The following is a 19,412-nucleotide window of genomic DNA, read 5'->3' as shown; positions in this document are numbered from 1 at the left end:
TGACTTATCATAAATTATAATCTGCCCTCATTATAGCTTGTTTTTTATAAAACGCTTACTTTTGTTGAATTTTAAAAGTTCTGAATAAAAGTCCATTTCTGCTATTTGTATCACTTGTATGTCATCTGACTTATATAACAGTTTTTCTAAATAATTATTATTTCGTATTTTTATCCTATATATTCAAACCATCCTAATTTTCTGTATCATCCAAGTATAAGTATAAAATAATAACAGTTTTATTTTTAAATTTTTTTAGACATAAAAAAATGGTAACCCGCCGTTACCATTTTTTATAAAATTATCATTTTTCTACTGGGAATGATTTCAAATCCGTCGCTATTTCTGTATTAGAAAACAACTCTCTAGCCTCTTTCAATAATTCCTTATATGTATCTCCTTGATAGCGAGAACTAATGTGAGTTAATATTAGTCGCTTCGCATTTGCCTGAAGTGCAATGCTCGCAGCTTGCTTAGATGTAGAATGAAAATAATCATACGCTTGTTGCTCATCTTCTGCTGCGAAAGTCGCTTCATGGACAAGTACATCTGCATCTTGCGCAAGCTCCCTACTCGCTTCGCAATATCGCGTATCACCTAAGATAGTAATAATTCTCCCTTTTTGAGGTGGGCCGATAAACTCATTTCCATTTAATATCGTGCCATCCTCTAATTCAACTGCTTCACCATCTTTTAAACGTTTAAAGATTGGACCTGGTTTCACACCCATCTCAAGCAACTTATCAACTAAAAGAGCACCTTGTATATCTTTCTCTACAATACGATATCCAAAACATTCTATACCGTGTGACAATCTTTTCGTTTCTACATAAAATTCATTATCTTCAAATACGGTACCTTCTTCTGTTATCTCCACAACTTCAAGTGGATATTTCACATGTGTCGTACTTACCGATAATGCCACTTCAATAAATTGTTTAATTCCTTTCGGTCCATACACCGTTAAAGGCGTAGTTCCTCCTTGAAATGAACGGCTACCTAATAAACCAGGCAATCCAAAAATATGATCGCCATGTAAATGCGTAATAAATATTTTTTCAATGCGGCGCGGACGTACAGATGTATGTAATATTTGATGTTGCGTGGCCTCGCCACAATCAAATAACCAAGTTTGTCCTCGTTCTTCTAACAATTGTAAAGCAATTGCTGAAACGTTCCTTCCTTTTGAAGGAACACCTGCACCAGTTCCTAAAAATACAAATTCCACTTTCTTTCCTCCAGCTCTAAATATACTCTATCTCTCATCTTACGGAATGTTATTTCAAATGGCAAATTGAATTTACATAACCAATCATCTAGACAACTATATAACACGAACGTTATACTTAAAAAACTTAGCCATTGTTCGTGTTTTATGGTAAAATGATTATACTACATTTTAAGGGAGCGTTTTATTATGAAAGAAGTATTTCGTTTACAAACTGATTTTTCATCTTCATTTGATCGCTGGGTAAGTTCTTTCGTGTCTGATCACCCCGCACAATTAGAATGGACAACTTTAAAGGAATTAATCCATGAATATACAACATCACATACAAATGATACGTTACCAGCATATATTTCTTCAGCTTTAACATATTACGCCCAACGTGTTTCAACTACAAACAGTTCAGAAATTGTTATTTTTGAAAACCCTACAATCTCGTAATCTATAATAAAAAAGCACTGGTTACAGTGCTTTTTTATTTATACTTATTTAACAAATGATCATATTCCGTCCAAAAGTCGGTATACATACTTCGCTCAAACTCATTTGAAATTATCTTTTCACTTGATTTATTAAATAATTCTTTTGCTTGTAGTGCAAAAGAAACAATTTGTTTTCTATATTCATTTTCATTCAATTCTATATGAAGTCCTTCATAGTATATAGCCTTTTGATTAGTAGAAATAACTTTGACAAAGTCCTTTAAAATCACGTTTTCACCTATATGATTTATAGTCCAATGAATTGAAATTGGGCATCCTAACATTAGCATAGTGCCACATCCGTGCAAAATAAGCCCCGCTTCATTTTCAATATCACAAATATATTCTTTATCTAAAGTTCGTAACAAAGCTAAAGCTGATTCACTTATTCCCCATTCCTCATCCATACCTGTCTGCGTAATAATCGTTCCAGCCACATTTAAATATATTTCTCCATGAGAACATAAATCTTCATGCTCATTAAACAACCATTTTTGATTCTCAATATTTATAATAAAATTTTGTGGTCCCATTACAAATTCCCCTTTTATAAAAATATTTTTCCATATTATTCATAATCAATATCATGCATTTCATCCCACATATCTATTATAAATCCGTTTAATATTTTAAAAACACAGATAAAAAAGATATTGACACTACGATTTTCCATTGCTAACATTCAACATGTAATTGAATATGGTCTCTGTTAGGTGAGGCTCCTGTATAGAGAAACGCTGCTGCCCAAAAATGTCGAGAGACGCCAATGGGTCAACAGGAAAGGTCGGAATGAAGGCCTTTTTTAACGTAGCTGGTTTCAGTACCTATGCTATACAGTGCTAAAACTCAACGAGGGAGAGGTGCATGTATTTTGTCATACACAAAAACTGTTTTTATTTATGTCTACTAACAGTCTTTGTTGTGGACTCTTTTAACTGCGAATTCAGACCTTTACTCGTTTTGAGTAAAGGTCTTTTTACGTCTATATGCACCTTACTATGAAACAAACATAGCATATTCAGAAACTACTAAATTGTACGGAGGTGAGGAACAGTTGGCAATTGATGATTCGGCCCAGATACCCATACGTTTTACATTCATATTTCATCATGTAGGTAGGAAAGAAACTGTTCCTCACCATTTCAAATAGTTAGGTAACAGATTGTTTCCTCCTTCATGACAGAGGAGGAACTACCGATGTTTAATTTACAAAGACAAGAAACAAAGCATGCTTATGAGCAAGATAGCATGCAAACAAATAACGAATTATTAGTGGAGGTTGCAACACAAGATGTAAGCTCTGCGTTAAAACTTTTAGAAACAACACAAGGTGGATTATCTAAACAAGAAGCGTCTCGTAGACTTTCTTTATATGGTCCGAATGAAATAGCTCATAATAAAATGGCGCCGTGGTACATTCAATTTCTATTGGCATTTAAAAATCCATTTATTTTCGTTTTATTAGCTCTTGGAGCACTCTCCTTTTTCACAGATGATATGCAAGGAACGATTGTCGTATCTGTAATGGTCCTACTTAGTGCAACGATTCGGTTTTCCCAAGAATTTCGTTCTCAAAAAGCTGCCGATAAGTTAAAAGCTATGGTTCGAACAACTGCGAGCGTATTTAGAATAAATGGATTTGTACATGAAACAAAAAATGTAAAGAATTTAAACCGAAATTACACAACAGAAATTCCAATTGAGGAACTTGTACCTGGCGATATTATTTCCCTTTCAGCTGGTGATATCGTTCCAGCTGATGTGCGTGTTGTATCCGCTAAAGATTTATTTGTTAATCAATCTTCTTTGACAGGGGAAGCACTTCCTGTAGAAAAATACGAACACTGCTACCATACAGAAAATAAGCATATCTTACCGAAAAACATGAAAAAAAATTACAATCCACTCGATATGGAAAACCTTTGCTTCATGGGAACAAATATTGTAAGTGGTAGCGCAAAAGCTGTTGTCATCTCAACAAGTACCGATACGTATTTCGGCTCTTTAGCAAATAAGGTAATTGGAAAGCGTGTAGAAACAAGCTTTGATAAAGGTGTAAACAAAGTAAGCTGGCTCTTAATTACATTCATGCTTATTATGGCACCTATTGTCCTTCTCATTAATGGATTCACAAAAGGAGATTGGCAAGAAGCTTTCTTCTTCGCTATTGCCGTCGCTGTTGGCCTTACACCTGAAATGTTACCAATGATTGTAACTGCTAATTTAGCTAAAGGTGCCGTTAACATGTCTAAACAAAAAGTAATTGTAAAACAGCTAAATTCTATTCAAAACTTAGGTGCTATGAACATTCTTTGTACAGATAAAACCGGAACTTTAACAGAAGATAAAGTGGTCCTTGTTCGTCACTTAGATCCCAAGGGAAATGAATGCAATCGCGTCTTGCAATTTGCCTATTTAAATAGTTTCTATCAAACTGGATTGAAAAATTTAATAGATAAAGCTGTTATTAAGCATACAGAGGAAAACAATAAATTTAATCCATCAGCTTTTCAAAAGCTAGATGAAATTCCATTCGATTTCGCCCGCCGGCGTATGTCAGTTATCGTAAAGGATATTTCAGGTGAACATACAATGGTTTGTAAAGGTGCCGTAGAAGAAATTTTATCAATTTGTAACTACACTGAAGTGGATGAAAAAATCGTTCCACTCACCGAGGAAATACGTTCAAATGTCAAAAAACTAAGTGAGACACTAAATAGTGAAGGTATGCGGGTTATTGCTGTGGCTTATAAAAAAGATAGAAGAATAAATGATACAGAGTACGCAGTAAAAGACGAAACTGATATGATTCTCGCTGGATATATCGGCTTTTTAGATCCACCGAAACCATCTGCAGCAGCTGCAATTCAAGCATTACAAAAACATGGTGTACAAGTGAAAATTTTAACTGGCGATAACGAAATTGTTACAAGAAAGGTTTGTAAAGAAGTTGGATTAGATATCGGCGAACCAATCCTCGGTTACGAGATTGATTCTTTACCAGATAAAGCATTAGCAAAACTTGCTGAAGAAACGACTGTATTTGCGAAGCTTAATCCAATGCAAAAATCTCGTATTATACACGCATTACAAGGAAATGGACACACTGTAGGTTACATGGGAGACGGCATTAACGATGCTGTAGCATTACGTGAAGCTGATGTCGGAATATCTGTTAATACTGCTACTGATATTGCGAAAGAAGCTTCCGATATTATTCTACTCGAAAAAAGTTTAACTATATTAGAAGCAGGTATTTTAGAAGGACGTACTACATTCGGAAATATTTTAAAATATATTAAGATGACAGCTAGCTCTAACTTCGGTAATGTGTTTAGCGTGTTAGTAGCAAGTGCTTTCATTCCTTTTTTACCGATGCTTGCCATTCATCTTTTAATTCAAAACTTACTTTATGATATTTCACAACTTTCTATTCCATGGGACAAAATGGATAAAGAGTTTCTAGAAAAACCACGAAAATGGGATACTGCAAACTTACGAAACTTCATTATTTGTATCGGCCCAATTAGTTCCATATTTGATATTATCACATACGTAGTCATGTGGAATGTATTTGGTGCAAATACACCGAGCGAGCAATCATTATTCCAGTCCGGATGGTTTGTCGTTGGATTGTTAACACAAACTTTAATTGTTCACATGATAAGAACACAAAAGATTCCATTTATTCAAAGCACTGCATCAACACCAGTCGTTTTATTAACTGCTCTTATTATGGCAATCGGGATTTATATTCCATTCTCACCACTTGGTGCAGCCGTTGGTTTACAAGCATTTCCACTTAACTACTTCCCTTGGTTAGTAGGAATACTATTAGGCTACGCTTTTTTAACACAATTCCTAAAAAAGCTTTATATTAAAAAGTTTCATAGCTGGTTGTAAAAATAAGAATGAGTGGGTATTCCCCGCTCATTCTAAAAGACATAACACATATTTATTTATGGAGGTGACCATGATGGTATGGTACGACATTGTATTCAGATTAGTTATCGTAATTATTGTAGGAGCTTGCATTGGAATGGAAAGACAATGGAGACACGGAATGGCTGGGTTACGGACAAATGCTCTCGTATCACTTGGTACCTGTATAATAGGAAAGGTGTCATGATTTTACTACTTCATGACACCTTCTACATAAACTTATTTTCTAACTTTTGTTGAAACGACTTCTCTTGCTTACGTAGTAGTTGACTACCTCGTTGTAAAATCGGTGTTCCATATTTATCGTTAATTTGATCAATGACAGCAAGTAGTGGCTCTTTTTTCGCATCCTCTTCAAATGAAAACAAATCTAATTGTTTCACCGATTCTGTCTTCCACTCTATTTCAGTAGCTGTAACACCTAGTAAACGAACGGAATCACCATCCCAATGTTGCTTCCATAAACGGGATGCTGCTTGAAAAATATCGCGTTCTTCCCAAATTGCATTTTTCAATTGCTTACTCCGTGTTACTGTTCGCCTATCATGGTATTTAATCATAATTTGAATATTATAGCTGACAAGGGTTCGCTTTTGTAATCTTTTACTCACTGATTTTGATAACCGTTCTAACATATCAAGTAATTCTTTCTCTTCATCCATATCCTTTGAAAAAGTCATCGAGTTACCGACACTTTTATGTTGGCCCATTTGACTCGGATCCACTTCCCTATCATCCGTACCTTTTGCACGCTTTTGTAAATCAATACCGTGCTTCCCAATTTTAGCGCGAATGATATGCTCGTCTCCCTTCGCTAACTGTTCAATTGTATGTATATGAATTTCATTTAATTTTTCAGCTGTTTTTTCTCCAATCCCATGCATTGCTTCAACTGGAAGTGGCCAAATCATTTCTGGAATATCACGTTTTCGAAGTACGGTAATACCGAGAGGTTTTTTCATATCAGAAGCTGTTTTTGCTAGGAAAAGATTTGGAGCAATTCCGATACTACACGGAAGCTGCAACTCTGTTAATAGTGCTTGTTGAATCATCTTTGCTATTTCAAGAGGCGAACCAAGTGCGTAGCAATCTGTAATATCTAAATATCCTTCATCTATTGAGACTGGTTGTATCTTTTCTGTAAAACGAGAAAGGACTTGAAACATTTGAAATGAAGCTTCGCGATATAATGTGAAATTAGGACGCCTTACAACTAATTGCGGGCATAACCTTTTCGCTTCCCAAAGGGGCATCGTCGTACGTATGCCGTATTCTCTCGCCTCATAACTACATGTTATAATAATTCCTTTTCTCTCTTTTTCATTTCCAGCAACCGCTAATGGCTTTCCTTGTAATGATGGATCATGAGCAATTTCAACAGATGCGAAAAAGCAATTCATATCTACATGTAAAATAACACGACCATTTTTCGGATACATTTCTCGCATAGTACTCACTCCCTAATCAGAACGTTCGTTCTTTCATTATATCAAATTTTGCACAATAATTATAATAATTACTTGTTCTTTTTTATAATCGATATAAAGAGGATATATATGTGAAAGGGTCTGATTATGATGAGATCAACTAATAAAGTGAAACTTTAATCAACCCTCACCAATCGGGTTTTTGCGGGCAGCAGGGCCCCCACCTAACTTCTTTACTTTCGCTGAATTTTGAGGTAGGGAGCTTACTGTCCGGCAAATAGCGGGATAAACTCAACTATACATTCCTTGTAGTTATATTAATCATTGCAATTAATTATTTACTACTTCAGATTTTCAATATGAATACGTTAGGATTATTCCTTCGTCTAGTACATGTAGCAACAACGTATATACTTCCATAGGTTTTCTTATATTGGCTTATACGTCTTGTCAAAGCAATCGAATCAAAATAAAAAGCGTGTAAATCACAATTGATTTACACGCTTTTTCTACTTCATTACTTCGCTACTTCTTCAATAATTGCAACAACTAATTCTGCTGTTTTTGCTAATTCTTCAACAGGAATCTTCTCGTTTGTTGTATGAATTTCTTCATAACCAACTGCTAAGTTAACTGTTGGGATACCATGTCCTGCAATTACGTTTGCATCACTTCCGCCACCACTTTGGTGAAGAGAAGGTGTACGACCAATTTTTTCAGCTGCACGTTTTGCAACTTCTACAACGTGATCGCCATCAGCAAATTTAAATCCTGGGTACATAACGTTTACTTCAACGTCTGCATGCCCGCCCATTTCTTTTGCAGTTGTTTCAAATGCTTCTTTCATTTTAGCAACTTGTGCTTCCGTTTTCTCATTGATTAAAGAACGAGCTTCTGCAAAGATTTGTACATGATCGCAAACGATATTCGTTTGTGTACCACCTTCAAAACGTCCAATATTTGCAGTCGTTTCAGAGTCAATGCGACCAAGTGGCATCTTCGCAATTGCTTTCGCTGCGATAGTAATTGCAGATACACCTTTCTCCGGCGCTACACCAGCGTGAGCTGTTTTCCCGCGAATAATTGCGTTCACTTTCGCTTGTGTTGGAGCTGCAACAACGATTTCACCAACTTTTCCATCGCTATCTAATGCGTAGCCATATTTCGCTGTAATACGCTCACGGTCTAATGCTTTTGCACCAACAAGACCTGATTCTTCTCCGACTGTAATAATAAATTCAATTTTACCATGAGGGATATTTTTCTCTTTTAAAACACGGATTGCTTCGAACATTGATGCTAATCCAGCTTTATCATCCGCACCTAAAATTGTTGTACCATCTGATACGATATATCCATCTTTAATAGAAGGCTTAATTCCATTACCAGGAACTACTGTATCCATATGAGAAGTAAAGTAAATTGTATCAACACCATCTTTTGTTGCTGGTAAAGTACAAATTAAGTTACCTGCACCATGACCAGTTACAGCCATTGTGTCATCTTCAAATACTTCTACACCTAAATCTGTAAATTTCTTCGTTAATACTTTGCAGATTTCTGCTTCAAATTTCGTTTCAGAATCTACTTGTACTAATTCCATAAATTCATTTACTAAACGTTCTTGATTAATCATAAGACTGCGCCTCCTGCACTACCATTATGTATGTAACACTATTAATTATAACAGAATTTCGCAAAAGTTTCGAAATACAAGACAAAAAACAGATGGTTTACATGTCTAGATAACCATCTGCTTTCTATTACTCATTTAACAATACCCAGCGCATATGATCTTCCCACACGCCATTTACCATTAACATCTTCCTAGACACGCCTTCATATTGAAAACCTATCTTCGTTACTACTTGTATAGATGCTAAATTACGAGGCATAATCGGAGCTTCTATACGATGTAACTGAAATTCCCCAAAAGCAACTTGAATTGCTTTTCTAAGCGCTTCTGTCGTATACCCTTTGTTTAACTCTGCTTTATCTAATTTATAACTGAGTACACAAGATTGATAAATGCCACGAACGATTAAATTAAATGAAATACACCCAATTATTTTCGTATCATCACCCTTTTTAAAAATCCATAGTCTGATGATTTTCCCTTCTTCGAACTCTTTTCTATCCTTTTGCAACTTTTTCTTTTGATAATCTAGCGTAAAAAAATCATCCGGTCTATACTCTTCCCAAGCTTTTAAAAATTCACGATTTCTGTCGTAATATTGAAGAACTGTTTCAGCATACGACTCATCAATTTCCCTTAAGTATAAACGATCTGTTTCGTATATTTTCATCATCGTATCTCCATTCTTCAGCTTGCCCAACTAAAAATTAACAATATACCCTTTTACTATATTCTCTACACACTCTCAAATTTCCTGTTATATTTTGCAATCCCCTCCCGAATTTTGTCCTCACTCTCCCCTTGTCCATAATTTCATTTCTCGTTACAATGAAATTGTACTGATTTGCAAGGAGGTATAACGATGCATAAAAAAGCTCAAAAAGTTATGGTTTATGTGATGCTAATTTCTATGCTTGTAACAACATTACTTGCTGGCGCGAGTATGTTTTGGTAAAAAGAGCGATGTGTTCGTCCTTTTTTTACTTTTTACACATAACAAAATAAACCATCTCGACATCGAGATGGTTTATTTTATATAAAACACAATCGCTACAATACTAAAGGAAAATGACATTACAAGCGCTATTACAAAACTTGTATATTGTTTCTGCTGAAATGCCCCAATAACAAAAGTGAGATTAAGTAATGCCATACATACAATCGCTACAAGATAAGAACATATATTAAAAGTTGCCAATATGAATGTAATAACAAATAGAAATCCCATAAAAAACTGCATATACGAAAGTTTTGGATTCAAGTACATATGAGCAACCCCTTTATCTAATTTTATCTTTCTATACTCTCATTAACGCACGGTTATGTACACATGTCAAGACAACTTATTATAATAGAAAAAGCCAACCTTTTTGTTGGCTTTTTCATATGCAACGGCTCCTTTTTCTTTTGCCAATTGCTGAAATGATTTTTTCGATTTCACAATCCATACTTTCGTTCCAATTGGAATGCGATCAAACAAATATTCCACATCGTTTTTCTTCATTCTTATACACCCTTGTGAAATATACTTTCCAATTGAACTCGGTTGGTTTGTTCCATGTATTCCATATTTACTTCCATCAGTTCCTCTTGCATTAAATCCAATCCACCTTGACCCAAGTGGATTTTTTGGCGATCCACCTGGAATATCCTTCGCAATGTAATACGGATCCTTTGCTTTCATTACAACATCAAAAGTTCCTTCTGGAGTTAATTCATTCGTTTTCCCTGTCGCTACTGGAAAAACCTTTTGAATCTTTCCATCGTCAATGTAAGCTAATTTATTCGTTGCTTTATTTACAATAATAAAAGGATCTCCGGCACGTGGATTATCCCCAAGAGGCCAAATCGGCGATAAAGAAAGACATAATATGATAGAGAGAAGATACGGCATAGATAATTCCTACCTTCTATATAAGTTCTTTTATATTATCCTTTCCCTTAAAGCGACTTTTAATGAGTAAATATTGTTCCATTTCATACACAAGTTGAACAAGTTTCGCACGTATCTCAAATTCTTCGCGTGTAGCTGGCAATGGCATGTCTCTAAATAATTCCCTCATTTCTTGAAGCTGCCTTAAGGAAATAACGCCAGTACTCTCAGGGCTAATAGCATTACCAATGTTTTCAACAACATCTGCAATCATGTCAGCTTGTTCATATGTCCACGATAAAGAAGCTGCTAGTGGTATCATTCGCTCTAAAATTTCGAATTGTTGCATACGCATATTAAAATAACGATAGTAATAATCATCTTCTCGCATAAATGCATTCTCAAGTTTTTTAAACGATAAATCTCTTGCTTCATTTAACATATTCTCGGTTTCAATGAGTTCTGCTCCACTCCAACTACTTTCTCGATTTCGTAAATACACAACCATTTCAAACAAAATCGTTTTAAAATTATTCTCTATTTTATCCTGATACTCTTTTAGCTTATTTTCACTACTCGGCATATACATATTTACTAATAACGCCACGCTAATCCCTATCGTTAATATAGCAATTTCATTTCCAACTATAAGCCATGTAATTTGCTTCAATGAATATAGATGCATAACAATAACTGAACTCGTGACAATACCTTCTTGAATTTTAAGCATTACTGCAGTCGGAATAAATGTAAGTAACAATATGCTAATCGCAAGTGGTGTATAGCCAATCGTTTCAAAAATACAAAACGCGAATGCCATTGATAATACACACGCTAGAAAACGATGTAACGACACTTGAAGTGATTTGCGCTTCGTATTTTGTACACATAAAATAACTAAAATGCCTGCTGAACTATAAAATTCTAACCCTAATAACTGAGCAATAAAAACTGCCGCACCTGTCCCTATTGCTGTTTTTACTGTACGATATCCAATTTTAAACATATCATTACTCCTATATGTATAAACGTATTTACAGCTAGTATAAAAAAAGGATGACACAATGTCATCCTTTTCTACTTATTATTCACATAACCTTTTCATATTACAATATTTTTTGTAAAAATTGTTGCGCACGTTCACTTTTCGGCGCTGCAAAAAATTCTTCTGGCGCACTATCTTCTACAAGCTTTCCTCCGTCCAAGAAAAGAACACGATCTGCCACTTCTTTTGCAAAGCCCATTTCATGTGTAACGATAGCCATCGTCATTCCTGTCGTAACTAACGATTTCATAACTTCTAACACTTCTTTCACCATCTCTGGATCTAGCGCCGATGTCGGTTCATCAAATAACATAACTTCCGGTTCCATCGCTAACGCTCTTGCAATTGCTACACGTTGCTTTTGTCCTCCCGAAAGACGATTTGGATACGTATCTTTTTTATCTACTAATCCAACCTTTTCTAAAAGTTTCTCAGCTTTCTTTTCAGCTTCTTGCTTCGTTACCCCTTTTACATTGATAGGAGCATACGTAATATTTTCTAATACAGTCATATGAGGAAATAAGTGAAAATGCTGAAATACCATACCGACATTTTCACGAACATGCATAACATTCGTTTTCGGATTCGTTACTTCTTCCGTCCCAATCCAAATGTGACCATCCGTTGGTGCTTCTAACATATTCATACAACGTAAAAATGTTGATTTTCCTGATCCAGAAGGCCCTATAATTGCGACTACTTCCCCTTTTTCAATTGTTGTTGTAATTCCTTTTAATACTTCGTTTTTACCAAATGATTTATGAAGGTTTTCAATTTTAATCACTTTTCTTCATTCTCCCTTCAATTGCCTTCCCGACTAATGTAAGAATAATGACTAACATATAATAAATCAGTCCAACAAAAAGTAATGGTTCAAGATATTTAAATGTCTCACCGCCTACAATGTAAGCACGACGCATTAAATCAGTCGCGCCTATTACTGTTACTACAGCCGATTCTTTCGTAAGTGTCGCAAATTCGTTCACAAGCGCTGGTAATATATTTTTTAATGCTTGAGGGAAAATAATATTTCTCATCATTTTTCCGTACGGTATCCCTAAAGCCATTGCTGCTTCTGTTTGTCCTTTATCAACCGCTTGAATACCAGCACGAATTACTTCTGACATGTATGCACCTGAATTCAAGCTAAATGCAAGTACAGCAGCTAAGAATGCTGGTATTTCATAACCAATTATTTGTGGGACGCCGAAATAAATAATCATTAATTACAATACAAGGGGTGTACCACGAAAAATTGATGTATAAAAATCTGCTGCTATATTTAATGCTCGTATTCTAGCAATTTTACAAAGTGCTAATAGCGTTCCTAAAATAAATCCTGCTAAAGCTGATACTGCTACAATTTTCAAAGTAACTTCTAAACCTTTTAGTATATATGGTATGGAAGGCGTAATCGCCGAAAAATCTAAGTTCATTCTTTTCATTCCCCTCACAGAAAAGTGAAAGGCAGCTTATTTTCCGCTGCCAAACCATTTCTTCACTAATTTATCCATTTCTCCATTTTCTTGCATTTTTTTAATTACTTTATTAAATTCAGCTGTTTTATCACTGTTTTTCGAAAGGGCAATTGCTGCTCCAACTTCTTCTGGTGCTTCTTTAATTTCAATTCCTTGTAAATCTTTCATTTTCTCTAAATAATTTTTAGCAACTGTATCTTCTATAATTGCAGCGTCAAAACGACCAGCTTTAATTTCTTGTACGATTTCTGGTATACGGTCACGTCCCTCAACTTGGAAATCTACTTGTTTTTTAAATTCTGCAGCTTTCTCTTCTTGAATAGACCCTGTTTGTACCCCTACTTTTTTCCCTTTTAAATCCTCTACAGATTTAATGTTAGAATCCTTTTTAGAAACGACCATATTTTTCGCAACAAAATAAATATCTGTAAAATCAACATTATTTTTACGCTCTGCAGTTGGCGTCATACCTGCCATTACGAAATCAACTTTTCCTGAACTAAGAGATGCTAATAAACCACCAAAATCCATATCTTTCACTTTCACTTCATACCCAAGTTCTTTTCCGATATATTTAGCAACATCAACATCAAAGCCAATAATTTCATCGCTCTTTGACGCATCTACATATTCATAAGGTTTATAATCTGCTGAAGTTCCCATTACGAGTACTTTTTTATTTCCTTTTGTTTCTTTCGATTCCCCATTACTACAAGCGCTGAATATACTTACAATTAAAATAAGTGCAAACGATATTGATACTAACTTCTTCATCTTTCTTCCCCCTAATAATGTATATTTAAAAGTTTAATAGAATATTTATTCGATGTTTGTATTGTATCAGCACTTTTATTTTTATGCAATATATAAAATAAAAATAAATAATCAAACAATATAAATGCTGTTTGTTATGTATAAAATGATGCATAAAATAACACAACTATGCATATCTCAGAAATTTTAATAATAAATAAAAAAGGCGGCACATCCACTTGATTGTGGACGTGCCGCCTTTTCTCTTATTTTTTATAGTTCTTCACAATTCTCTTCAAAATATGATTGTAGTTTCGCAATAACTTGCATCGGTTCATGACCTTCAATTTCATGACGCTCTACCATCGTTACAATTTTTCCATCTTTTAATAAAGCAAATGATGGAGAAGAAGGTGGGTACCCTTCGAAATATTCACGCGCTCTTGCTGTCGCTTCTTTATCTTGACCTGCAAACACCGTTACAAGGTGGTTAGGACGTTTATCATAATGTACGGAATGCGCAGCAGCAGGACGAGCAATACCACCTGCACAACCACATACAGAGTTTACCATTACAAGTGTTGTTCCATTTCTTTTAAACGCTTCTTCTACCGCTTCCGGCGTCGTCAATTCTGTATATCCAGCAGAGACAATCTCTTCACGCGCTTGGCGGACAACATCATTCATAAAAAAGTTAAAATTAATCACTCTTTTCCCTCCTCTAAAACTACCTATTTGTATCTTACCAGTTAATGTTTATGAAATACAAGTAAGTTTACTTGTATTTAAGTATAGAAAAGGTGTTAGAGCTCTTGCTCTAACACCTTTTCTTTAATGACCACGATGTTTTTGCTTTGCTTTTTGTACTTTCATTAAACGTCTTCTTTCTTTTTCAGCTTCTCGCTTCTCTTTAGACTGCACTTTCTTTTCTTGTTTATGCAATTCATAAGATAAACTAATCGCCTCTTGCGCCTTAGTAAAACGTTTAATAGTTGTTTCTTTTGCTGCTTGTCGTATGATACGCTTTATGTTTTTAGGACGCTGTTTTTCTTTAACTTCTACACCACATTTTGCAAAGTGCTGAAAATGCTCTAAAAGTGAACCATTCACAAACATAAGCACTTCTTCATCTGACGGTTCCGCCCCAAAAATATACCTCGCCCCATACAATTTCCCTTTTTCTTTACATGTAATGATTCCAACAAAAAATTGGCCATCGTGATATACTGTCAAATCCATTGACAGCCCCTCCTTTAAAAGATTAGAAATACGGGACATCCCGGAGGGGAAGGTTACTGACATGAAATCATGCGTCTGGACTACCAACCAGAGCTGTGTTTTTGTATTTCTTTCACTATTATTATATCTTTTTTTCCATAATCTTCATATATTCAGCAATCATTTTTTTATGCGATCCTACAATATAGTCAGGTAGTTCTGTTACTGAAAAGAATTTAAGCTGAACTGCTTCTTCTTTATTCATAACAAAATCCCCTTCGTATTCATCCGTATAATAGGCGGTTGTTACAGATTGAAATTCATCACCGTTTTCTAATTTTGTAAAGTAGTTCGCTCCAGAAAATACATTGATTAGTCGCAAGTTCTTCACTTTTATTCCTGTCTCTTCATACACTTCACGATAAGCTGTTTCTTCTGGTGATTCACTAAGCTCCATTAGCCCGCCAGGTAGCCCCCATTTTCCGTACGGCTCTGTCCGCTGCTGCAATAAAACATATCCATTTTCATTTATAACGAGTACAACAGCACCAACTAAAATTAAAGGGCGATGACCAACTATTTTTCGTAATTCTTCTACATATCCCACCGTATCGCCTCCTTTTTCGTTGTCCACACTATTGTATCATATGTACGAAACGACAAAATGCGTATATTTTTCATTTTTTTAACAAAATATTTATTTTATGTGATTCATCTACTGTAGCTAACATAATAGATTTGACTTCTGTACTCTCCTCTAGAAATTCTCTCGCCCACGCTTCTGTTTTTCCTAATAATGCAAGAACATCTTTCTGTATCCTCCCATCCTTTACTAATACAAAAGAAACTGGAGATTTTTTTCCCGCCACTTTAAGATCAAGCCGCGAAACTGCTTCATATTCTGGATACTGAAATATAGAAACGACACCGTTTGCTTCCCATAATGCTAATTTAATCGTTTGAATATCGCTCACATTTCGCATACGAAGTTCCGAAAACAAATATTCCAAGGTAATTCTCGCCTTTTTCAAATTGCTAAAATCAATGGAACCATTGTGTATAAGAATAATAGGTGCAGGCTCTAAAAAACGTCTCCATCTATCCCATTTCAGCATTAAAACTGAGCTTATAATATGAAGTACAACAAGTATGAACGTTGTAATCATCGATCCCAGTAACCCTACTTTTTCATCAGACAATGCGTTAGAAATATTCCCACCAAGCAATAACACTAATACAACATCTAAAAAACGAAGTTGTGCGATAGACCTTTGCCCCATCGCTTTCGCAACTAATATTAAAAATATGTATGCTATAATAGCCCGAATAACCCATTCACTATTAGAAAGATGCCGTGCTCCTTCAAAAATATGCATATGCATCACTTTGCACTCCTTACCCGTCTCAAACTGCTATCCTGTTTAGTTTGCAACGTTTATGAGCATATATGTAAAAAAGCTGGTTCGTTTAAAAACGAACCAGCTTTTTTTACTTAACTGAAAACATATATTTTTTATAAGTTTTCCGTACCGATAATATGAGCCCCATCATAATCATATTTGAGAATAAGGAACTTCCCCCATACGATAAGAAAGGTAATGCAATACCTTTTACAGGCATTAATCCAACGATCATACCGATGTTTTGGAATATTTGAACTGTTAATATACCGATTGATCCAGCGCATAATAATGTACCAAATAAATTATCAGCGGAATAACCAATAATAATTGTTCGATATAGTAGTAATAGGAACAAGAAGACAACTAAGGCTGCTACGATAAATCCACCTTCTTCGGCAATTGTAGCGAAAATAAAGTCAGTATGCTTCTCTGGGATATAGACGCTTCCTCCCCCAAACCCTTTACCTTCCATTCCTCCACTACCTACAGCTAAAATCGATTGCTGTGTTTGATAACCTTGATCTGCATTTTCAAATGGATTTAACCAACCTACAATACGCGACTGTTGGTGAGGTTTTAGTAAAGTAACTAAATTATTATAGAAAAAATCTTGATACTTAAAGAAAATAAATATTAAAGCAGCTAATATGGTCAACGGAATAACTGTACATAATGCTATCAATTTCTTTTGAATACCTGACATAAATAAAATACATGCAATAGCAGCAGCGTATAAGAACACCATACCTGTATCAGGTTGACTATATACAACCGCCATAGGTGGAAGTGACACTAGCATAATTTTACCTACTAGCTTTAAATCTGTTTGGAATGTCCTTGCCATATACTGTGCATTATGTTTCACTGCTATACTCGCTACTACAAGTAGCAATGCAATTTTGAAAAACTCAGACGGCTGAATTTGCCCAAATACTGGGAAAACAAACCATCTTTTTGCACCTAATTTTTCAGGTGTAAAACCTGATGGTGGTAATACTTTCAAAAGAATAAGTGAAGCAAATCCAGCAATATAAAGCGCCCAAGATAATTTTTGCAATTGATCTAAGTCGATGCTTGCAACAAGAAGTAACAATACAACCCCAATTATGTAGTTAACACCTTGTTTCATAGCAAAGTTTGCAGCTCCATACTGTCCCGTTTGCTGACTGCTATATATAGCAGCTATACTCGTCACACATAGTGCACACAAAATTAAAATTAATTTTACATCTAAACTTTTTAGAAACTCGGTACTTCTTTTCATGACATCCTCCTGAAACATTGTTACGGCAAAAATAAAAAACCAGGAGTCAACATTCTTCATGTTTTGACGACTGATTACACATTATCTATAAAACACTTATATAGAATAACTCTCTTTTTCATACAATACAATATATTATACTACAGTTTCATCAGTAAGATTTGCCAAAAAAATTATTCTTTTCTTATTTTATATCCATATACCATATATCAGCAATGTATTTTCGTAAATTCCTAATACATAATCGTTTATTGTAAGATTACTGGGAAAGATATTTATACATATAGTAGGATGTAGATGAAGAAATAAGATAATAAAAAGCTCGCATAAGCGAGCTTTTTATTAATATACAGATGTATTATTTTCTGACATGTTTTCTAAAATTTCTTTAACACGTCCTAAGAACTTACCACAAATTAAACCATCAAGTACTCGGTGATCAAGTGATAAACATAAGTTAACCATATCACGAGCACCGAACATACCGTTATCCATAATTACTGGGCGTTTTACAATTGATTCAACTTGTAAAATAGCCGCTTGTGGGTAATTAATAATACCCATAGATTGAACAGAACCGAATGATCCTGTGTTATTAATTGTAAATGTTCCACCTTGCATTTCGTCTGCTTTTAACGATTTCGTACGTACTTTTCCTGCAAGTTCTGTAATTTCACGAGCGATACCTTTAATTGTTTTCTCGTCCGCTTGCTTAATTACTGGTACAAATAGTTCTTCCTCTGTTGCAACAGCGATAGAAAGGTTAATATCTTTCTTCTGAACAATTTTATCGCCAGCCCACATTGAATTAATTTGAGGATACTCTTTTAACGCTTGTGCTACTGCTTTTACGAAGAAAGCAAAGAACGTTAAGTTAAAGCCTTCACGCTTCTTAAAGTCACCTTTAATTGAGTTACGGTATGACACAAGGTTTGTCACATCTACTTCAATCATCATCCAAGCATGTGGTGCTTCGTGTTTACTACGTAACATGTTTGCTGCGATTGCTTTACGCACACCTGTTACTGGAATTTCGATATCTCCAGGCATTGTAGGTACAGAAACTGGTTTCGCAGCTTCTACTTTTTGCGCTACTGGTGCTGCTTTTGGTGCTTCTGGGCGAGCTTCTACTACTGCCGCTACAGCTTCCTCTTTCTTCGCCGCACCTGCTTGTGGGATATTTCCAGATTCCACTAGCTTTAAAATATCTTTACGAGTGATACGGCCGTTTGCTCCCGTACCTTCTACTAGATCTAAATCAACGTTATGCTCACCCGCAAGCTTTAACACAGCTGGTGAAAAACGTGGTTTTCCATCAGTTGGTTGTTTTACTTTCGGTGCTTTTTCAGACGTAGCTACTTCTGCCTTTGATTCTTCTTTAGTTTTTTCCTCAACAGCTGTTGCTGCTACTTCATCTGCGCCTTCTACTTGAATAACACAAACTACTTCACCTACAGCTAACGTATCACCTTCACCAGCGATTAACTCTTTCACAACACCCGTGAAAGAAGATGGTACTTCAGCATTTACTTTATCAGTCATTACTTCTGCAAGCGGATCATACTTATTTACGTGATCGCCAACATTAACGAGCCATTTACTAATTGTGCCCTCTGTAACGCTCTCCCCGAGCTGAGGCATTGTAATATTTTCTACAGCCATG

General features: G+C 35.3%; 19 protein-coding genes, 2 pseudogenes and 1 riboswitch. Of the genes and pseudogenes, 4 read left to right on the top strand and 17 right to left on the bottom strand.

Translation table 11 applies throughout. From position 1 onward, the window contains the following. Positions 1-304: 304 nt before the first annotated feature. Positions 305-1,228, bottom strand: coding sequence for a ribonuclease Z (rnz, locus tag MR169_RS08620; protein ID WP_000397453.1), 924 nt, complete (start codon positions 1,226-1,228; stop codon positions 305-307). A gap of 189 nt (positions 1,229-1,417) precedes the next feature. Here rnz and MR169_RS08615 point away from each other — a divergent pair, with 189 nt between their 5' ends. Further along, positions 1,418-1,669 (top strand): DUF3932 family protein, encoded by a 252-nt coding sequence (locus MR169_RS08615; protein WP_000665709.1) that lies wholly within the window; start codon positions 1,418-1,420, stop codon positions 1,667-1,669. Between the two features lie 34 nt (positions 1,670-1,703). On the opposite strand, the gene MR169_RS08610 is transcribed toward MR169_RS08615, so the two are convergent. Further along, positions 1,704-2,243, bottom strand: coding sequence for a hypothetical protein (locus tag MR169_RS08610; protein WP_016118611.1), 540 nt, complete (start codon positions 2,241-2,243; stop codon positions 1,704-1,706). Between the two features lie 165 nt (positions 2,244-2,408). Continuing rightward, a riboswitch (M-box (ykoK) riboswitch) is annotated at positions 2,409-2,576 on the top strand. 331 nt (positions 2,577-2,907) lie between these two features. Here MR169_RS08610 and mgtA point away from each other — a divergent pair. Further along, entirely contained in the window at positions 2,908-5,613 is a 2,706-nt protein-coding gene (gene mgtA, locus MR169_RS08605) for a magnesium-translocating P-type ATPase (protein ID WP_206905213.1), read from the top strand. A gap of 73 nt (positions 5,614-5,686) precedes the next feature. Further along, positions 5,687-5,821 (top strand): annotated as a pseudogene (locus MR169_RS08600) (MgtC/SapB family protein); the annotation flags it as partial. Positions 5,822-5,861: 40 nt separating this feature from the next. On the opposite strand, the gene MR169_RS08595 reads toward MR169_RS08600, so the two are convergent. The 3 genes from MR169_RS08595 to MR169_RS08585 all read right to left on the bottom strand — a co-directional run bounded on the left by MR169_RS08595 (position 5,862) and on the right by MR169_RS08585 (position 9,388). Further along, the gene (locus tag MR169_RS08595; RefSeq protein ID WP_001208856.1) at positions 5,862-7,100 is read right to left on the bottom strand and encodes a DNA polymerase IV; all 1,239 of its coding nucleotides are present in this window, start codon (positions 7,098-7,100) and stop codon (positions 5,862-5,864) included. A 496-nt stretch (positions 7,101-7,596) separates the two neighbouring features. Continuing rightward, positions 7,597-8,715: a tripeptidase T gene (locus MR169_RS08590; RefSeq protein WP_242319263.1), complete on the bottom strand. Its 1,119-nt coding sequence runs from the start codon at positions 8,713-8,715 to the stop codon at positions 7,597-7,599. Between the two features lie 127 nt (positions 8,716-8,842). Next, positions 8,843-9,388 (bottom strand): GNAT family N-acetyltransferase, encoded by a 546-nt coding sequence (locus tag MR169_RS08585; protein WP_001987197.1) that lies wholly within the window; start codon positions 9,386-9,388, stop codon positions 8,843-8,845. A 189-nt stretch (positions 9,389-9,577) separates the two neighbouring features. Between MR169_RS08585 and prli42 the strand changes: the two genes are divergently transcribed. Next, positions 9,578-9,670, top strand: coding sequence for a stressosome-associated protein Prli42 (prli42, locus tag MR169_RS08580; protein WP_000549040.1), 93 nt, complete (start codon positions 9,578-9,580; stop codon positions 9,668-9,670). 72 nt (positions 9,671-9,742) lie between these two features. On the opposite strand, the gene MR169_RS08575 is transcribed toward prli42, so the two are convergent. The 12 genes and pseudogenes from MR169_RS08575 to MR169_RS08520 all read right to left on the bottom strand — a co-directional run bounded on the left by MR169_RS08575 (position 9,743) and on the right by MR169_RS08520 (position 19,411). Further along, a complete protein-coding gene (locus MR169_RS08575) occupies positions 9,743-9,982 on the bottom strand; it encodes a DUF3894 domain-containing protein (RefSeq protein ID WP_000281167.1) in 240 nt (79 codons plus the stop codon). A 66-nt stretch (positions 9,983-10,048) separates the two neighbouring features. Further along, entirely contained in the window at positions 10,049-10,609 is a 561-nt protein-coding gene (locus tag MR169_RS08570) for a L,D-transpeptidase (RefSeq protein WP_016118615.1), read from the bottom strand. Positions 10,610-10,625: 16 nt separating this feature from the next. Beyond that, a complete protein-coding gene (locus tag MR169_RS08565; protein WP_000472665.1) occupies positions 10,626-11,594 on the bottom strand; it encodes an aromatic acid exporter family protein in 969 nt (322 codons plus the stop codon). 100 nt (positions 11,595-11,694) lie between these two features. Next, positions 11,695-12,417: an amino acid ABC transporter ATP-binding protein gene (locus tag MR169_RS08560; protein WP_000590202.1), complete on the bottom strand. Its 723-nt coding sequence runs from the start codon at positions 12,415-12,417 to the stop codon at positions 11,695-11,697. Beyond that, a pseudogene (locus MR169_RS08555) lies at positions 12,410-13,069 on the bottom strand (amino acid ABC transporter permease). The gene MR169_RS08560 and the pseudogene MR169_RS08555 overlap by 8 nt, the downstream one beginning before the upstream one ends. 36 nt (positions 13,070-13,105) lie before the next feature. After that, positions 13,106-13,885, bottom strand: coding sequence for a transporter substrate-binding domain-containing protein (locus tag MR169_RS08550; RefSeq protein ID WP_242319262.1), 780 nt, complete (start codon positions 13,883-13,885; stop codon positions 13,106-13,108). Between the two features lie 252 nt (positions 13,886-14,137). Further along, positions 14,138-14,551 carry a BrxA/BrxB family bacilliredoxin gene (locus tag MR169_RS08545; protein ID WP_001979317.1) on the bottom strand — a complete coding sequence of 138 codons (414 nt, stop codon included), beginning with the start codon at positions 14,549-14,551 and terminating at the stop codon, positions 14,138-14,140. Positions 14,552-14,695: 144 nt separating this feature from the next. Beyond that, on the bottom strand, positions 14,696-15,103 hold the full coding sequence (locus tag MR169_RS08540; RefSeq protein ID WP_242319261.1) for a YjdF family protein: 408 nt from the start codon (positions 15,101-15,103) through the stop codon (positions 14,696-14,698). Between the two features lie 121 nt (positions 15,104-15,224). Further along, a complete protein-coding gene (locus tag MR169_RS08535) occupies positions 15,225-15,689 on the bottom strand; it encodes an NUDIX hydrolase (protein WP_000542555.1) in 465 nt (154 codons plus the stop codon). Between the two features lie 70 nt (positions 15,690-15,759). Then, the gene (locus tag MR169_RS08530; protein ID WP_109139904.1) at positions 15,760-16,464 is read right to left on the bottom strand and encodes a DUF421 domain-containing protein; all 705 of its coding nucleotides are present in this window, start codon (positions 16,462-16,464) and stop codon (positions 15,760-15,762) included. A 106-nt stretch (positions 16,465-16,570) separates the two neighbouring features. Beyond that, on the bottom strand, positions 16,571-17,749 hold the full coding sequence (locus tag MR169_RS08525; RefSeq protein WP_242319260.1) for an FtsW/RodA/SpoVE family cell cycle protein: 1,179 nt from the start codon (positions 17,747-17,749) through the stop codon (positions 16,571-16,573). A gap of 342 nt (positions 17,750-18,091) precedes the next feature. Continuing rightward, complete coding sequence (locus tag MR169_RS08520) at positions 18,092-19,411, bottom strand: dihydrolipoamide acetyltransferase family protein (protein ID WP_000257681.1); 1,320 nt, start codon at positions 19,409-19,411, stop codon at positions 18,092-18,094. Position 19,412: the final 1 nt, after the last annotated feature.

Source organism: Bacillus cereus group sp. BfR-BA-01349, assembly GCF_022663795.1.
GTDB lineage: Bacteria > Bacillota > Bacilli > Bacillales > Bacillaceae_G > Bacillus_A > Bacillus_A cereus.
The sequence above is the reverse complement of the archived record's forward strand: the minus strand, read 5'-3'. Positions and strand labels throughout refer to the sequence as shown.

What these genes read in the sequence shown, in the direction of transcription:
- MR169_RS08565 (WP_000472665.1), bottom strand. Translation starts at nt 11,594, where the DNA reads ATGTTTAAAATTGGATATCGTACAGTAAAAACAGCAATAGGGACAGGT.
- MR169_RS08570 (WP_016118615.1), bottom strand. Translation starts at nt 10,609, where the DNA reads ATGCCGTATCTTCTCTCTATCATATTATGTCTTTCTTTATCGCCGATT.
- MR169_RS08585 (WP_001987197.1), bottom strand. Translation starts at nt 9,388, where the DNA reads ATGATGAAAATATACGAAACAGATCGTTTATACTTAAGGGAAATTGAT.
- prli42 (WP_000549040.1), top strand. Translation starts at nt 9,578, where the DNA reads ATGCATAAAAAAGCTCAAAAAGTTATGGTTTATGTGATGCTAATTTCT.
- MR169_RS08575 (WP_000281167.1), bottom strand. Translation starts at nt 9,982, where the DNA reads ATGTACTTGAATCCAAAACTTTCGTATATGCAGTTTTTTATGGGATTT.
- MR169_RS08595 (WP_001208856.1), bottom strand. Translation starts at nt 7,100, where the DNA reads ATGCGAGAAATGTATCCGAAAAATGGTCGTGTTATTTTACATGTAGAT.
- mgtA (WP_206905213.1), top strand. Translation starts at nt 2,908, where the DNA reads ATGTTTAATTTACAAAGACAAGAAACAAAGCATGCTTATGAGCAAGAT.
- MR169_RS08615 (WP_000665709.1), top strand. Translation starts at nt 1,418, where the DNA reads ATGAAAGAAGTATTTCGTTTACAAACTGATTTTTCATCTTCATTTGAT.
- MR169_RS08545 (WP_001979317.1), bottom strand. Translation starts at nt 14,551, where the DNA reads ATGAATGATGTTGTCCGCCAAGCGCGTGAAGAGATTGTCTCTGCTGGA.
- MR169_RS08520 (WP_000257681.1), bottom strand. Translation starts at nt 19,411, where the DNA reads ATGGCTGTAGAAAATATTACAATGCCTCAGCTCGGGGAGAGCGTTACA.
- MR169_RS08610 (WP_016118611.1), bottom strand. Translation starts at nt 2,243, where the DNA reads ATGGGACCACAAAATTTTATTATAAATATTGAGAATCAAAAATGGTTG.
- MR169_RS08590 (WP_242319263.1), bottom strand. Translation starts at nt 8,715, where the DNA reads ATGATTAATCAAGAACGTTTAGTAAATGAATTTATGGAATTAGTACAA.
- MR169_RS08525 (WP_242319260.1), bottom strand. Translation starts at nt 17,749, where the DNA reads ATGAAAAGAAGTACCGAGTTTCTAAAAAGTTTAGATGTAAAATTAATT.
- MR169_RS08540 (WP_242319261.1), bottom strand. Translation starts at nt 15,103, where the DNA reads ATGGATTTGACAGTATATCACGATGGCCAATTTTTTGTTGGAATCATT.
- MR169_RS08530 (WP_109139904.1), bottom strand. Translation starts at nt 16,464, where the DNA reads ATGCATATGCATATTTTTGAAGGAGCACGGCATCTTTCTAATAGTGAA.
- MR169_RS08550 (WP_242319262.1), bottom strand. Translation starts at nt 13,885, where the DNA reads ATGAAGAAGTTAGTATCAATATCGTTTGCACTTATTTTAATTGTAAGT.